Here is a 16,437-nt window from a genome sequence, read left to right on the forward strand (position 1 = left end):
GTCCAAGAGTCTTCTATGTCCATCATTGCTCAATACGGCGATGTGCTCGTCATTCTTGCCTGTCTGTTCGGTTTCTTCATGGCATGGGGTGTGGGTGCGAATGACGTCGCCAATGCCATGGGAACCTCGGTAGGTTCCAAGGCGATCACCATCAAGCAGGCGATCATCATCGCCGTGATCTTCGAATTCCTCGGTGCCTGGCTTGCCGGTGGTGAGGTGACTGACACCATCCGCAAGGGCATCATCGACCCGTCACTGCTGATCGAGAATCCGCAGTTCCTGGTCTACGGCATGCTGGCCTCGCTGCTGGCCGCCGGTATCTGGCTGCTGATCGCTTCCATGAAGGGCTGGCCGGTCTCGACCACCCACTCCATCGTCGGCGCCATCGTCGGCTTCTCCGCTGCGGGTCTGGGCGTGGACGCCGTCGAGTGGGCCAAGGTCGGTCAGATCGCGGCCTCCTGGCTGGTCTCGCCGCTGCTGGCGGGCTCCATCGCCTTCGTGTTGTTCAAGTCCGTGCAGACGCTGATCTTCGACAACGAAGACCCGTTCGCGGCCGCCAAGCGCTACGTGCCGATGTACATGTTCCTGGTCGGCTTCATCATCTCGATGGTGACCATGGTCAAGGGCCTCAAGCATGTCGGCCTGCATCTGAGCTTCGAATCCAGCCTGCTGCTGTCCGTCGTCGTCGGTGCCATCGTGATGGGTATCGGCGTGCTGATGGAGCGCAAGGTCGCGCGTTCACGCCTCAAGGAGAAGAATCGCGCCACCGGTGACGACTTCGACTTCAGCGGTGTCGAGAAGGTCTTCGGCCTGCTGATGATGTTCACCGCCTGTGCGATGGCCTTCGCCCACGGCTCCAACGACGTGGCCAATGCGGTCGGCCCGCTGGCAGCCATCATCAGTGTCGTCGACTCCGCCGGTCAGATCGGCGCCAAGGCGAGCATGCCGTGGTGGGTCCTCGTGCTGGGTGGCGGCGGTATCGTCGTCGGCCTGGTCACCTATGGTCGTCGCGTCATCGCCACCGTCGGCACCGGCATCACCGAGTTGACGCCATCTCGCGGCTTCGCGGCCACGCTGGCCGCCGCCTCGACCGTCGTGCTGGCCTCCGGCACCGGTCTGCCGATCTCCACCACCCACACTCTCGTGGGTGCGGTGCTGGGGGTAGGTCTGGCACGCGGCATGGCAGCGCTCAACCTGCGCGTGATCGGCACCATCGTGATGTCCTGGCTGATCACTCTGCCGGCCGGCGCGATCCTGTCGATCCTGTTCTTCTTCATGTTCAAGGGCATGTTCGGCTAAGCCGACGCATGGTTCCGAGCCTGAGCCTTGGCTCGAGCTGACGCTCTGCATGAGATGAACTGGTAAAACGTATTGGTAAAACGAGAAAGGCGACCTTCGGGTCGCCTTTCTCGTATCTGACACATGGGTGTCAGGTGGCAGCGCTCGCCGTGCAGGCTGCGGCGCTGATATGATGATTCATGGGCATGCCTGACATGCCATTTTTCCTCTCTCCTGCCCGGAGCTGGCTCTTGAACACGCGTTTCCCCTTCGCGGACTGGTTTCGCAACTCCTCCCCCTATATCAATGCCCATCGTGGCCGCACCTTCGTCATTCTGATCGAGGGCGATGCCCTGTCCTCGTCACGACGAACGCAGTTGATACAGGATCTGGCGTTGCTGCATACCCTCGGCGTGAAGCTGGTGGTGGTGTTCGGGGTGCGCCCGCAGGTGGCCGAGGCGTTGCAGGCTGCCGGTATCGAGGCGGACCGCCATCAGGGCCGCTGGGTGGTGACGCGCGAGATTCTCGGCCATCTGGAGCAGCAGGTCGCCACGCTGCGTCTGCGCCTAGAGGCGAGTCTGTCCCAGGGGCTGCCCAATACGCCGCTGCATGGCGTGGAGCTCTCCGCCGTCTCCGGCAATCTGGTGATGGCCAAGCCACTGGGCGTGCGTCACGGCGTCGACTTCCTGCATGGTGGCGAGGTGCGCCGCGTGCGCAGCGAGGCGATCCAGGGGCTGCTCTCGCAGCAGGCCATCGTCGTGCTGCCGCCGCTGGGTTACTCCAGCACTGGTGAGATATTCGATCTCGACGCTGCCGAGGTCGCCGAACACGCTGCCGTGGCGCTGGCCGCTGACAAGCTGATCCTGCTTGGCGAAGGGGAGGGTCTGTTCGGCGAAGACGGCGAGCTGCTACGTCAGCTCAATCCTGAAGAAGCCGCGCTGATGGCGCCGCCTCGCGATGACGACAGCGAGCTGTCGCGCCACCTGGCCGCAGCCTGCGGCGCCGCACGTCGCGGCGTCGGGCGCACCCACCTGTTGAGCTGGCGCGACCGTGACGCCCTGCTGGGCGAGTTGTTCACCCGTGACGGTATCGGCACCATGATCACGCGCCAGGGCTACGAGCAGCTGCGCAAGGCGCGGCTCGAGGATGTCGGTGGCCTGCTGGCGCTGCTGGGGCCGCTGGAGCAGCGCGGCATTCTGGTGGCCCGCTCGCGGGAGCGTCTCGAACATGAGATCGACGACTATGTGGTGCTGGAGCGCGATGGCATGGTCATCGGGTGTGCGGCACTGCATCTCAGCCTCGACGCCGCCATGGGCGAGCTGGCCTGCGTAGCCGTGCATGATGACTATCGCCGCGGACAGCGCGGAGAGCAGCTGCTGGCCGAGATCGAGCTGCGCGCGCGTCGCGCCGGCGTCGAGCGTCTGTATGCGCTGACGACCCATACCGTTCACTGGTTCATCGAGCACGGTTTCGTGTCGGCCGGCCTGCAAGACCTGCCGCCCATGCGTCGCGAGGCCTACAACTCGGCGCGCAACTCCAAGGTATTGCTCAAGTCGCTCTAGCCACACCTCACTTGTCTGCCAGTATGAATCGCCCGGAGAACACCCGCTGATGACCCCCTCGATGAGGGCAGATCAGCGGGTGTTCTTGCGTAGGTGTCGCAGTTTTCCCCCACCCCTTGCGGGATTGTCTTGCAAAAGAGACGCTTCAAAATATTGATAATAAAAGGAAAAATATAGTGTCCTATATATGTGTTGGCAAATCGCGACGAATCGGCCAGTAAAACACGACTCTGTGTGCCGTCTTGGGCAACATTGGCATGCCTGTCGTTGTAATGGCAACTTCAAGTCATTGTTTTGTAATGTGTTTTCGGGTTTATGGCACGCCTTTGGCAATAGGTATCGTGAGCAAGAGATATGAGGTGCATCACCGGCCCCTTCTCTGGCCTTCCAACGATGACGGTACTCACTGCCCTGTGCGCTCCGTGATCGCTGACAGGCCAAGCGTCTGCTCCACGCGATGTGTGACTTCAGGTTGCGATGAGACAGGTACGGCCCTGGTGGGCATGGACAGTATCTTGAGGGCAAGGACGCCCGGGCAAGGATGCCCGAAACCGATGCGGTAGCCGGAGAGATTGGCTGCCGTCATCCCCGAATTGATGATCGAGGCGGGCAAGTCGGCAAGCCATCCGACTCGATCACCCACATTGCGATGTGTTGCCCCCTGCTTCACATCCGATAGGGAGCGCGGACGCTGTCCGGCGTGAACGTCAACTGATCTGGAACGACCACCAGGTGACGTTCTTTTCTCCCGGGACTGGCAGGCAGACCACCTGTCAGACCCGCCAATCACGTGGTGCCTATGGTCTCCAGGTGCCAGAGTCACCACGTGATGACTGACCCTTCAGTTCCCTGCGTACTTGGGGCCGGCTATGCCGGCCCTCTTTTTTGTGCGTCTAGCGCTGAGTGGCTACTAATTTCATGCGAAACGTTGCCAATGGGACGGTTTGTCTCGTGGCGACCTTATGATTTGAATAAGCGTCATATTTATTTACGAACTGGCAACCGCGATGGACGCCGGTGAACTCTGGTACTCTAGGAAGACGTGATTCGATGATGACCATCCCTTTCCTGCATAGAGTTCTTTCCATGGCCTCCACAGTGTCACGACGCTGGCGTCCCCGCTCGTTGCCTCAGCTGGTTCTGATGGCATTTCTGGTGGTGATGCTGCCGATTGCCGTGCTCATGTTCCAGGCTGGGCAGGCGCTGTCGGAATTGTCGGAACTGGCGGATGTCAGTGCCCGCCAGGCGGTCGACCAGACTCGCCGCGCCCGCACGCTGACCAATCTCACCGTCGAGATGGAGCGTAGCGCCCGCCAGTACGCCGTGCTGGAAAATCCTGATCTGATGAAGATCTACGCCGACAAGGCCAACAGCTTCCGCACCTTGCTGGATGAGCAGGCGCGGCTGTTGGGTGAGGGGGACCCTCGCGTCAGCGAGTTGAAGGCGACGCTGTCTCAGCTCGAGCGCATGCCCGAGATGAGCGTCGAGCAGGTCAGCCGCCACCTGGAAGACTTCGGTCCCTTCTCCATCCAGGCCAGTGGCCTGCTCAACTCCACGCGTGAGCTCGTCGATGCGCGTATCGAAGGCATCCGCGCCCGTGCCTCCCAGGTCAAGAATCAGCTGTGGTGGCAGACCGCGGCGCTGGTCTCCATCAGTCTGCTGTTGATGCTGTTCTTCACCTGGCTGATCATCCGTCCCATCCGGCAGCTGGAGCGCCGCATCAATGGCCTGGGCAGTGGCATCGATAGCGAGCGGCCCATCGTCATCAAGGGGCCGGCGGAGCTGGTGCAGCTGGGCGAGCGCCTCAACTGGCTGTCGACGCGCCTGGATGAGCTCGAGGAGCAGAAGCAGCAGTTCCTGCGTCACATGTCGCATGAGCTCAAGACCCCGCTGGCCAGCATTCGTGAAGGCACCGGCCTGCTGATCGACGAGGTCGCCGGGCCGCTGAGTCCGCACCAGACCGAGATTCTTGGCCTGCTGGATGATTCCAGCAAGGAATTGCAGAAGCTGATCGAGCAACTCCTCGACTACAATCTGCTGCAGCACAATCAAGGCCTCGAACAGAGCCGCTTCGATGTGCATGAAGTGTTCAAGGAAGTGCTGGCAAAACATCGTCTGGCACTGGAAAAGAAGGGCATGCGCGTGCATCTTCCGCCTGCCAGCCTCAGTTGGGAGGCGGACAGGCCGCGTACCGGACGTATTCTCGACAACCTGATCTCCAATGCCATCGCCTATGGCGAAGACAGTGGTGACCTGTGGTTGAGAGCCCGCAAGGAGCGTCGCAAGCTGGTCATCGAAGTCGCCAACAGCGGTGAGCCCATCGCAACCCAGGACCGTGACCACCTGTTCAAGCCCTTCTATCAGGGCGAGGTCAAGCGCAAGGGGCCGCTCAAGGGCTCGGGCATCGGCCTCTCGGTCGCCGCTGACAGCGCCCGCGCCCAATTTGGTCAATTGGCGCTGGTGGATGATCCCAGGGCGGATGTCTGCTTCCGGCTGACATTGCCGACACCGAGTCGCTCGCTGACGTCAGGGGAAGGCAGTGAGCATGAGCCGCAGGCAGACAGGGATGCCGCCGGAGCGGATCAGCAGTCCACACCACATGAAATGGCGTCACTGAACGCCATCAAGCACGCAAGGAACTGAAGTGATGAAGGGGCAACGACTACTGATGCGCTTGGCCGCAGGCGTATTGCTCAGTACGCTTAGCGCCTGTGGCGCCCTGACCAATATCACCATGCCGGGCAGCGAGCCGGAAGTGGTCAGCCCGAGTGTGCGGGAGAGCTGCTACGGCATCGGCGACCTGCCGGACTTCACCGGCGAGGACTGCCTGCTGGATGAATGGGTCGCCTTCGCGCTGCAGGCCCAGCGTGGCAACAGCGGCTGGCGTGAAAGCACCCTTTTGCAGCTGGAAGGCAACCGCCATGACCGTCGCCTCGCGCGTGCCATCGTGCTCAGCTGGGGCGATGAATCGGACTGGGAGCTGGCCTCCGACCTCTACAAGGCGGACCTGCCTACCGCCCCGAGCCGCCTGCAGCCGCTGCTTCGCCAGTGGCTCAATGGCCTCGAGGAGCGTCGCGGTCTGATCGCCGAGCGTGACAAGAATGACGGTGCCCGTCGCAAGCTCAGCGCCGAGAATGCCCAGCTGACCAAGAAGCTGGAAGCCTTGACGGCCATCGAAGAATCGATCAATTCGCGCCGCCAGAGCACGCCCTGAACCCTCAGCGGCAGACTCTGGCCACGACCCTGTCACTCAATCCCCGCGATTGCATGACGCAAGACTGTGCGGCCCCGACGTCGATGTCCCAGGCCCTCGGGTGTCGCAAGGAGAGTTAGTGTGAAATACGCACAAGCGCATATTCTGCTCGTCGATGATGATGCGAGCCTGCTCAAGCTGCTCGGCATGCGTCTCGAAAGCCGTGGCTTCAAGGTCACGACGGCCAGCAGTGGCCGCGAGGCGCTCAGCCGTCTCGAAGCCGCACGTCCAGACCTGGTCCTGTCCGACCTGCGCATGGATGAAATGGATGGCATGGCCCTGTTCGGTGAGCTGCAGAAGCGTCAGCCGGGCATGCCCGTCATCCTGCTGACCGCACACGGCTCCATCCCTGATGCCGTCAGTGCCACCCGTCAGGGCGTGTTCAGCTTCCTGACCAAGCCGGTCGACAAGGACGAGCTGTTCGCCGCCATCGATGAGGCGCTGGCCCAGGCGCCGCCCGTAAAGGAGGGTGACGATGCCTGGCGTGCTGGCATCATCACTCGCTCCCCGCAGATGGAGCAGATTCTCGAGCAGGCGCGCATGGTCGCGGCATCCGATGTCAGCGTGCTGGTCACCGGTCCGTCCGGTTCGGGCAAGGAGCTGATGGCCAAGGCCATCCACAACGCCAGCCCGCGTGCCTCGCGTCCCTTCGTCGCCATCAATTGTGGCGCGCTGCCGGAGCAGCTGCTGGAAAGCGAACTGTTCGGTCACGCCAAGGGCTCGTTCACCGGCGCGGTCAGTGCCCACCAGGGCCTGTTCCAGGCGGCAGACGGCGGCACCCTGTTCCTCGATGAGATCGGCGACATGCCGCTGGCGCTGCAGGTCAAGCTGCTGCGTGCACTGCAGGAGCGTCAGATTCGCCCGCTGGGCTCCACCACCTCGGTGCCCATCGACGTGCGCATCATCTCCGCCACGCACCGCAATCTCGACAAGGCGATGCATGACGGCGACTTCCGCGAAGACCTCTACTACCGACTCAACGTGGTCAATCTGAAGCTGCCCGCCCTGCGCGAGCGTGCCGAGGATGTGCCGCTGCTGGCCAAGTATCTGATCAGTCAGGCCGCCGCGCGCCACAAGCCGTTCGTGAAGGGCTTCTCGCCGGAAGCGCTCAACCTGTTGGCTTCCAGTGCCTGGCCGGGCAACGTGCGTCAGCTGGTCAACGTGGTCGAGCAGTGTGTCGCGCTCACCAGCTCCTCGATGATTCCGGAAGCGCTGGTCTCCCAGGCGCTGGCCGCGGAGGAAAACGCCTTGCCGTCCTTCTCTGAGGCGCGTGCCGGCTTCGAGCGCAGCTACCTGATCAAGGTGTTGAAGATCACCGAAGGCAACGTGACCCAGGCGGCGCGTATCGCCGGGCGTAACCGCACCGATTTCTACAAGCTGCTGGGACGTCATGATCTGGAGCCGGGTGTGTTCAAGCCGGGCGCCGAGCAGGGTCCGCCTGACTTCTAGGTTTATCGCGTCCGAGGCCACGCGAAAGGCGCAAGGTCAAAAGCGGCCCGGAGCTGCGCGAAGGGCGTAAGGTCAGAAGCGATCCAGCGCACCACTTCTTGCAAGCTCACGCGCGCAAAGTGTGAGATCAAAAGCGGCTCGCTGTGGCGGACGTGAAACGCCCAAGAATAAGCCCCGTTACCGGTTCTGGTAGCGGGGCTTTTTTCGTCTTGTTCTCGTCTTGTTCTCGTCAGTCCGAGGCAAGACAGGGCTCAGGGGCGCGGCTTGTAGCGGCGTTTGACCTCGACGGCGAGGCGGCCTTCGCCGAGGCGGATCGAGAGCATCTCACCGGGCTGGGTCTGGTGGGCGGCGCGGATGACCTTGCTGTCGCCATGTGCTGGTGTCGAGTGACTGCCGACGCGTTCGACGATGGCGTAGCCGCGGCTGAGTACATTGAGCGGACTGACCGCATTCAGCGCACGCATCGCGCCTTCCAGGCGTTCGCGGTCGGCGGCCAGACGGCGGGGCAGGGTGTTGTTGAGGCGCGGGGTCAGCATCGCCAGTTGCTGACGATGACGCTGGATGTCGCGCGCCGGGCTTGCCTGCTGCAGGCGCCGGGTCAGCTGGTCGGCCTTCTGCTGCTCACTGGTCATGCGCATGCGCACTGCAGTGTGCAGGCGGCGTTCCAGCTCGCGGGCACGCTGGCGCTGGGTCTCGAGCTCTCGGGCCGGATGACGCAGGCGTGAACGGGCGTGATCCAGACGTTGCGCCGCCTGATCGAGACGGGCACGCTGCGCGCGCCACAGGCGCTGCTTGAGGGCGGTCAGCTGCTGCACCTGGGCGAGCTGATCAGGATATAGCGCCTCGGCAGCGGCGGAGGGCGTCGGCGCGCGCAGGTCGGCGGCCAGCTCCGCCAGGGTGGTGTCGGTCTCGTGGCCGATGGCCGCCACCACCGGCAGGCGCGAGTGGAAGATGGCGCGCGCCAGATGCTGGTCATTGAAAGCCCACAGGTCTTCCAGGCTGCCGCCGCCACGTGTGATCAGCAGAGCATCACAGTCGCTGTCGCGATTGGCCATCGCCACCGCGCGAATCAGCTGCGGCACCGCCTGCGGCCCCTGCACGGCGACCGGCAACACGCTCAGCTGCGCCTGCGGCCAGCGCTTGCGCGTCACCGCGATCACATCCTGCAGCGCCGCACCGGTGGCGGAGGTGATCACGCCCAGATGGCGCGGCGGATGGGGCAGGGCGCGCTGATTGGCGAACACGCCCTCGGCCGCCAGTTGCTCCTTGAGGCGCGCCAGGCGCGCCAGCCACTCCCCCAGCCCCGCCTGCTGCAATGCCTCGACGATCAACTGATAGTCGCCGCGCGCCTCGAACAGTGACACCTTGGCGCGCACCCGCACCCGATCTCCGTCCTTGGGCTTCTCGCGCAGAAACTGGGCACGGCTCTTGAACAGCGCACAGCGCACCTGGGCGTTGTCATCCTTGAGCGTGAAGTAGCAGTGGCCGGAGCGCGGCTGCGAAAAGCCCGAGATTTCCCCCTCGATCCAGAGCTCCCCCAGGCCTCGCTCCAGCAGGCCCTTGGCCTCGCGGTTGAGCTGGGTCACGCTGATGGCGTTGGCGGCAGACGAGGTTTCGAACACGCGACTTTCCTTGTGCTGGAGCTGACGGGGAGCTTGAGTGAGGGCGACTATTGAAGTTGTGAAGCACTGAAGCTGGTGAAGAGAACAAGACAATGATGCCACAGGCGAGAAGCGAGAGACGATCCAAGGCGACCCATCGGGATGCGCTGGATAGCACCCAGCGAGGCGCGGCCCTGGCAAGGTGACTCACCGCCCGCCAGCCCGCAGGCCGCGTCATCCGTGGCTTTAGTTGACCAGATGGTCAATGCCGTCGGGACGAGGTGTCGCGAGATTGATAGCCTGCGACGTTTGTCTCGGGCGTGGCGAATGGGTTATCATGGGTGATTACCTCGCAGCAATCGCAAGAACCGTAGTCATGGCGCCTGTCCCACGGGCCCTGCACTGCGGCTTTCGCGCATCCCTCATAAACTGCTACTGGGCGTTCGACATGCTACGTATAGCGCAAGAAGCTCTGACGTTTGATGACGTTCTTCTCGTCCCCGGCTACTCCGAGGTCCTCCCCAAGGACGTCAGCCTGAGATCACGTCTCACACGCGACATCAGCGTCAATATCCCGCTCATCTCCTCTGCGATGGATACCGTCACCGAAGCTCGCCTGGCCATCGCCATGGCGCAGGAAGGTGGTGTCGGCATCATCCACAAGAGCATGAGCATCGCCCAGCAGGCCGCGGAAGTCCGCAAGGTCAAGAAGCACGAAAGCGTCATCGTGCGTGACCCGGTCACTGTCAGCCCGAAGGCCAAGATCCAGGATCTGCTGGCAATGTCCGAGGAGCATGGCTACTCCGGCTTCCCGGTGGTTGAGGGTGAATACCTGGTCGGCATCGTGACCGGTCGCGACATGCGCTTCCAGCCTGACTTCAGCGATACCGTCGCCGGCATCATGACCGGCCGCGACAAGCTGGTCACCGTACTGGAAGGCACGCCGCTGGATCAGATCAAGGCCAAGCTGCAGGAAAGCCGCATCGAGAAGATGCCGATCGTCGATGACGAATTCCGCCTGCGCGGCCTCGTCACCGTTCGCGACATCGAGAAGGTCAAGACCTACCCGAACGCGGCGAAGGACAGCAATGGCAGCCTGCTGGTGGGCGCCGCCGTCGGCACCGGCCCGGAAACGCCGGACCGCATCGCGGCACTGGCCGAAGCCGGCGTTGACGTCATCGTCGTCGATACCGCGCACGGTCACTCCAAGGGCGTGATCGACCGCGTCGCCTGGGTCAAGGAGCACCACCCGAAGATTCAGGTCATCGGTGGCAACATCGCGACCGCCGAAGCTGCCATCGCCCTGGCGGAAGCCGGCGCGGACGGCGTCAAGGTCGGCATCGGCCCGGGTTCCATCTGCACCACGCGTATCGTCGCCGGTGTCGGCGTGCCGCAGATCAGTGCCGTCGCCAACGTCGCGGCCGCCATGGCCAAGTACGACGTGCCGGTCATCGCCGATGGCGGTATCCGCTTCTCCGGTGACATCGCCAAGGCCATCGCCGCAGGCGCCAGCATCGTCATGATCGGCGGTCTGCTCGCCGGTACCGAGGAAGCGCCGGGCGAAGTCGAGCTGTTCCAGGGCCGTACCTACAAGGCGTATCGCGGCATGGGTTCCATGGGCGCCATGTCCCAGACCCAGGGGTCCAGCGACCGTTACTTCCAGGACAAGAATGCCGGCGTCGAGAAGCTGGTGCCGGAAGGCATCGAAGGCCGCGTGCCCTACAAGGGCATGATGAGCGCCATCGTGCACCAGCTGATGGGCGGCCTGCGTGCCTCCATGGGCTACACCGGTAGCCAGACCATCGAAGAGATGCGCACCGTGCCGCAATTCGTGCAGATCACTGGTGCCGGCTTCGCCGAATCCCACGTCCACGACGTGCAGATCACCAAGGAAGCGCCCAACTATCGGCGCGACTGAGACATAGCGAAGCGCGACGCAAAGCGGGAGCCCTACACGGGTTCCCGCTTTGCTTAGGTCGAGAAAACTTCTTCCCCGGCGGTTTCGGGGGCCGGAAGGAGACGACGCCGCGCTCCCTCGCAGCTCCGAAGCGGGTCACATGACTCCCCAATGAGAGACTGAAGATGCAAGACATCCATTCCCACAAGATCCTGATCCTCGATTTCGGTTCCCAGTACACACAGCTGATCGCGCGTCGCGTGCGTGAGCTGGGCGTGTTCTCCGAGGTGCGTGCCTTCGACATCACTGAAGAAGAGATCCGCGAGTACAACCCCAACGGCATCATCTTGGCCGGTGGCCCGGAATCCGTCACCGAGCTGGACTCGCCGCGTGCGCCCGAGTGCGTGTTCGAGATGGGGCTACCGGTGTTCGGCATCTGTTACGGCATGCAGACCATGGCCGAGCAGCTCGGCGGCAAGGTCGAAGGCTCCAACGTGCGCGAATTCGGCTATGCCCAGATTCGTGTCGACGGTGAGTCCGCGCTGTTCAAGGACATCAAGGACCACCTGGACGACGAAGGCCGCCCGCTGCTCGACGTCTGGATGAGCCACGGTGACAAGGTCGCGAAGATCCCGGAGACCTTCACCGTCACCGCCTCCACCCCGAGCTGCCCGATCGCCGCCATGGCGTGGGAAGAGAAGCAGTTCTACGGCGTGCAGTTCCACCCGGAAGTCACCCACACCCTGCAGGGCCAGCGCATCCTCGAGCACTTCGTGATCGAGATCTGCCAGTCCGAGCGCCTGTGGACCCCGGCCAAGATCATCGAAGACCTGACCGATCGCGTTCGCGCCCAGGTCGGTGACCGCAAGGTGCTGCTCGGCCTGTCCGGCGGCGTCGACTCCTCCGTGGTCGCGGCGCTGCTGCACAAGGCCATCGGCGACCAGCTGACCTGCGTCTTCGTCGACAACGGCCTGCTTCGCAAGAATGAAGGCGACCAGGTCATGGAAACCTTCTCTCGCCACATGGGCGTCAAGGTCATCCGTGTTGACGCTGAAGATCTCTTCCTCGGCAAGCTGGCTGGCGTCAGCGACCCGGAAGCCAAGCGCAAGGCCATCGGCAACACCTTCATCGAAGTGTTCGATGCCGAAGCCGCCAAGCTGACCGAAGTCGACTTCCTCGCCCAGGGCACCATCTACCCGGACGTGATCGAATCCGCCGCCAGCAAGACCGGCAAGTCCCACGTCATCAAGTCCCACCACAATGTCGGCGGCCTGCCGGACGACATGAAGATGGAACTGGTCGAGCCGCTGCGCGAACTGTTCAAGGACGAAGTCCGCAAGGTCGGCCTCGAACTCGGCCTGCCGTATGACATGGTCTACCGTCACCCCTTCCCGGGGCCGGGTCTGGGTGTGCGTATCCTCGGGGAAGTGAAGAAGGAATACGCGGACATCCTGCGTGAAGCCGACGCCATCTTCATCGAAGAACTGCACAACTTCGGCTGGTATCACAAGACCAGCCAGGCGTTCGCCGTCTTCCTGCCGGTCAAGTCCGTCGGCGTCGTCGGCGATGGCCGTCGTTACGAGTGGGTCATCGGTATCCGTGCCGTCGAGACCGTCGACTTCATGACGGCCCGCTGGGCGCACCTGCCGTATGAGCTGCTGGAGAAGGTCTCCAACCGCATCATCAACGAGCTGGAGCATGTCTCGCGCGTCACCTATGACGTCAGCAGCAAGCCGCCGGCCACCATCGAGTGGGAATGATCGCCTGACGATCACCCCTCGCTGAGCTGACGCAGCGTTCTGTCGAGACGGTCTTTAGAACCGATCAAGACGAGAACGCAGCAAGCAAAAAGCCCTTCTGGCCATTGGCCGGAAGGGCTTTTTTGTGGGCGCGATTCAGGAAACGCTTACCGGCTTGTTTATGCCAGCTCGGCTCATTCCTGCTCGACTCATTCCTGCTCGACTGGCGCCTGTCTGGCTTTCTGCAAATTCAGTCGGACGCCGTGGGCGGAGTGGAAGAAGCCGAAGCCGGCCAGTGGGCGGGTGTCGCCATCAGGGGTCTGCCAGTAGACATCGGCGCGGTGGTTGCGGACTTCGTGCATCACGGCGTCGTATTTCAGCAGCAGGGAGTCCGGTTCGGCCTTGTCGGTCTTCACGTTCCATTGCGTGACGACCAGCACGTAGTCGCCAAGTTGTGGCTGATAGGTGGATGCGAGGCGCGCTCCCACCAGTTGCAGCGTCAGTTGTGTGTGATTCGCTGACAAGGCGAGGTGGTGACTGAGATAGTCGCCGAGTTGATCCACCAGTGGCTGCGGCAGGGGCTGGCCTGGTGCCTGCTCACCAAGGGCTGCCAGTTCCGGCGCGGCGATCAGCAGATCCTCGCGCGGGAACTGGAGCGTGAGGTGCAGCGTGTGCTGCGGTTGCTGCTCGAATGTCAGCACGCTGCCGGGCAGGGCGTGGGCGTGAGCCGTCTCGATGAGGCCGCCTCCCGCCCCGCTGGCCCCGTGGCCGAAAGAGATCATGACAAGGGCGAGCAGGGCGGTGCGCCAGGAAACGCGCCGGCTCATTCGGTCTGGCCGCCGTAGTCGTCGGTGCGATCCCGCCATACCGAGTGCGGGTGGTTGCCGATCTTGTCGGTGGACTTGTTCGACTGCAACGAGAATTCGATCCACAGCGAGGGGCCGTGGAGACGCACGTAGTCATTCTCGGCGCTGACCTGCGGCGTGCCGGAGAAGCCGAGATAGGTCTCGGGAAGTTCGGAGGTGTACTTCTCCATGTAGGCCGCGGCTTCGGGGGCGGAGATGTCGTCCACGTAGGACTCGATGGCCGTCAGCAGCAGCGCTTGCTGGTCATCATCCAACTCGGAAACCGGCAGGCCTTCATAGCTTTCGGGGATGGCGTCGTCGGCCTGGGGGCCAGCGAGGATGTCGCGGTAGGTGCCTTCCAGCGTGGCCTCGGCCTTCTGGTCATCGGAGAGCGAGCTCAACAGGGTGGCGAAGGCATCGCGCTCCTGGGTCAGCGGCTCGTTCACGCGACCGTTCATCTCGAAATAGGGGAAGGGTTCCACGCCCCGGAAGGAGGGCGTGGCCCCAGCCAGCTTGCCGTCGGTGTAGGTGTTGGCGAAGGCCATGTGGTGGCCGCCGTAGTACAGCTCCCAGGTGCCGGTCTCGCCGGGCGTGCCGAGGAGGGCGAACTTGGTGTTGTAGGAGGAGTAACCGGCCTTGTAGTCGGTGCTGACGGTGTTGATGTAGTCATCGGCGTTGAGCGTCTGGAGCATCTCGTCGAAGCCTTCATCGGGCGCGTGGCCGGTGGCTTCCAGCATGATGGCCTTGACCAGTCCGCGCTGCTTGATGTTCAGCTCGCCCAGTAGCACGCCGGGGCGTTTCGGGAAGGCACCGGCTGGCAGATTGCTCCAGTTCTCGGCCTCTGCGAGGGAGTAGTCATGCTGCAGGTTCTCGAGAAGATCATCGGAGATATCGGCCTTGAGCAGATCGATCAGACACAGCATGCGCTCGTAGCCCGGCGTATCGCCGCACTCGGCGGCGCTCTCGGGTATGGGCACGCTCTGCATCTGGGTGCTGGTATCGCCCATGCGCGCACGCAGCGCCTCGCTCAAGGCCTGGTCTTCCGCTGACATCGGCGGCGGTCCGTCGTGGCCGGGCGGCGGCCCGTCGTGCCCTTGTTGTGCGAGGACGGGGAAGGACAGGAGCGCGGCCAGCGCGGCTCCTCCGGTCACTGCGAGACGTCGGGACATCGGTAGGCCTATTTTCCGGGGGCGAAGGAAAACCTTAGCCCGCCTGACGTCGAGCAGGAAGCTTTCGTCAGATGATTTCTTTGTGCACATGCCGTGGCCTGTGCGTCGGTAGGCGATGACAGCCACGGGCCATGCCACGGCTCACGCCAGTGTCAGGTCACCGTCGTATTCGAAGCGTCTTTCCTCGCCGCTGACAGGGTCAATGAACTCGAACCCCTTGGAGAGCAGCTGCAAGGGGCGCGCGTAGTCATCCGGCGAGAGCGGTTGCAGCTCGGGGTAGTAGCGGTCATTCAGGATCGGCCAGCCCAATGACTGCATGTGCACCCGCAGCTGATGGCGTCGTCCGGTGATGGGGTGCAGCTCGAACAATGCCCGGCTGCCACGCTGGTCTATGCAGCGGATCACGGAGTGGCTGTTGGCTGAGCCTTCAGTGACATGAATGCGGAAGCGCTGCTCGCTCTGCTCAAGACGTTTCTTCACCTCCCACTGCTGGCCCACCAGGGACTCATCGCTGTGTGTCTCGGCGATGGCCTGATAGGTCTTGTGGATATTCCGTGATTTGAACAGTTGATGGTAGAGGGGGCGCGTGTCGGGATTGACTGAGCACAGCACCAGCCCTCCCGTGACTCTATCCAGGCGATGCACCGCCTGCAGCGCCTCTATTCCGGTACTGTCGCGCAGGCGCTGCTGCAAGCACTCGTTCACGTACAGACCGCCAGGCGTTACCGGCAGAAAGTGCGGCTTGTAAGCCACCAGAATGTGCTCATCCTGATAGAGCACCTGCTCCGCGAAGGGAATGCTCGGCTCGCTTGCCACCTCGCGGTAATAGAACACGCGAAGATGCGGCTGGTAGGGCGACTCTGGCGTAATCCGCGAGCCATCATCGCGATGTACCTTGCCCTGGGCCATGCGCTCGCGCCAGCGTGACTCGGCAATCGCCGGAAACTTGAGCAGCAGATACTCCAGCACCGTCGTCACACCGGGGTTGACCTGCGGCAGGCTCAGCTTGGAAGGACGTGCGGAAATGGACATGGAAGGCCTGAGGTTGAGAGGAGCGGCTTGAGGGAGCCATTGTACAGGGAATGGTGGGGAGCGACGTTGTCAGTATTTTTGCCGCTGTTTCAGGTAGGGGGGCTGGGGCCAGAGGTCTGTTCAAGGCGCTGAGATACAACATCAAAAAAGCCCTCCCGGCATCGCCGGGAGGGCTTTTTCATGCGTCTTGCGGACTACTGTTCCCGATGGGTCGATCTGCGGGTTCTACTGAGATCAAACCATTACATCGGGTGTTGCTCTTCTTCGTAGAGCTCGGCCTTGGCGTCGCGCAGGACATCTTCGCAGGCGCTGTGGTTGGCCAGTTGCAGCATCAGATTCTGGCTGAGGGCGAAGCCCTTGCCCAGGCAGGTGTCGACCTCTTCGCGGGTGAGCGCCGGGGTGACATTGCAGTCAATCTTCATCGTACGACTACCGCCATCAAAGCGGTCGGCGAGGGCGCGCAGGCGCCAGGCAAGCCGTGTTTTCCAGCGGGCGGTGGGGTCGGGGCCTTCCGTCACGTCGAGCGTGCAACGCCATTCAGGTTTGTAGACCTTCATGTGAACCTCCTCGGCTGGTCGTTTTCAATGATCGATCGTGATGTTCTGCTCCGCG

12 protein-coding genes are annotated in these 16,437 nt (G+C 63.0%); 7 read left to right on the forward strand and 5 right to left on the reverse strand.

Annotated features, from left to right (window positions below; genetic code table 11):
* The first annotated feature begins 15 nt into the window (after positions 1-15).
* The 5 genes from FLM52_02085 (at position 16) to glrR (ending at position 7,542) form a co-directional block, all read left to right on the forward strand.
* On the forward strand, positions 16-1,299 hold the full coding sequence (locus FLM52_02085) for an inorganic phosphate transporter (GenBank protein NVN54594.1): 1,284 nt from the start codon (positions 16-18) through the stop codon (positions 1,297-1,299).
* A gap of 230 nt (positions 1,300-1,529) precedes the next feature.
* A complete protein-coding gene (locus tag FLM52_02090; GenBank protein NVN54595.1) occupies positions 1,530-2,840 on the forward strand; it encodes an amino-acid N-acetyltransferase in 1,311 nt (436 codons plus the stop codon).
* Positions 2,841-3,926: 1,086 nt separating this feature from the next.
* Complete coding sequence (locus FLM52_02095) at positions 3,927-5,483, forward strand: HAMP domain-containing histidine kinase (GenBank protein NVN54596.1); 1,557 nt, start codon at positions 3,927-3,929, stop codon at positions 5,481-5,483.
* 4 nt (positions 5,484-5,487) lie between these two features.
* The gene (locus FLM52_02100) at positions 5,488-6,054 is read left to right on the forward strand and encodes a hypothetical protein (GenBank protein ID NVN54597.1); all 567 of its coding nucleotides are present in this window, start codon (positions 5,488-5,490) and stop codon (positions 6,052-6,054) included.
* Positions 6,055-6,174: 120 nt separating this feature from the next.
* Positions 6,175-7,542, forward strand: coding sequence for a two-component system response regulator GlrR (glrR, locus tag FLM52_02105; protein ID NVN54598.1), 1,368 nt, complete (start codon positions 6,175-6,177; stop codon positions 7,540-7,542).
* A gap of 251 nt (positions 7,543-7,793) precedes the next feature.
* Here glrR and FLM52_02110 read toward each other — a convergent pair whose 3' ends face one another.
* The gene (locus FLM52_02110; protein ID NVN54599.1) at positions 7,794-9,164 is read right to left on the reverse strand and encodes an exodeoxyribonuclease VII large subunit; all 1,371 of its coding nucleotides are present in this window, start codon (positions 9,162-9,164) and stop codon (positions 7,794-7,796) included.
* 427 nt (positions 9,165-9,591) lie between these two features.
* Between FLM52_02110 and guaB the strand changes: the two genes are divergently transcribed.
* Entirely contained in the window at positions 9,592-11,061 is a 1,470-nt protein-coding gene (guaB, locus tag FLM52_02115; GenBank protein ID NVN54600.1) for an IMP dehydrogenase, read from the forward strand.
* 164 nt (positions 11,062-11,225) lie between these two features.
* Positions 11,226-12,800 carry a glutamine-hydrolyzing GMP synthase gene (gene guaA, locus FLM52_02120; GenBank protein NVN54601.1) on the forward strand — a complete coding sequence of 525 codons (1,575 nt, stop codon included), beginning with the start codon at positions 11,226-11,228 and terminating at the stop codon, positions 12,798-12,800.
* 188 nt (positions 12,801-12,988) lie between these two features.
* Here the strand turns inward: guaA and FLM52_02125 are convergent, their stop codons facing one another.
* From FLM52_02125 to FLM52_02140, 4 genes are all read right to left on the reverse strand, one after another.
* Positions 12,989-13,606, reverse strand: a complete 618-nt coding sequence (locus FLM52_02125; GenBank protein ID NVN54602.1) for a hypothetical protein — start codon at positions 13,604-13,606, stop codon at positions 12,989-12,991.
* Positions 13,603-14,610, reverse strand: a complete 1,008-nt coding sequence (locus tag FLM52_02130; GenBank protein ID NVN54603.1) for a DUF3500 domain-containing protein — start codon at positions 14,608-14,610, stop codon at positions 13,603-13,605. The genes FLM52_02125 and FLM52_02130 overlap by 4 nt, the downstream gene beginning before the upstream one ends.
* Before the next feature lie 324 nt (positions 14,611-14,934).
* Complete coding sequence (locus FLM52_02135) at positions 14,935-15,825, reverse strand: pseudouridine synthase (protein NVN54604.1); 891 nt, start codon at positions 15,823-15,825, stop codon at positions 14,935-14,937.
* 242 nt (positions 15,826-16,067) lie between these two features.
* On the reverse strand, positions 16,068-16,382 hold the full coding sequence (locus FLM52_02140; protein ID NVN54605.1) for a hypothetical protein: 315 nt from the start codon (positions 16,380-16,382) through the stop codon (positions 16,068-16,070).
* Between the last annotated feature and the right edge of the window lie 55 nt (positions 16,383-16,437).

It is taken from the genome of bacterium Scap17, from assembly GCA_013376735.1.
Lineage (GTDB): Bacteria > Pseudomonadota > Gammaproteobacteria > Pseudomonadales > Halomonadaceae > Cobetia.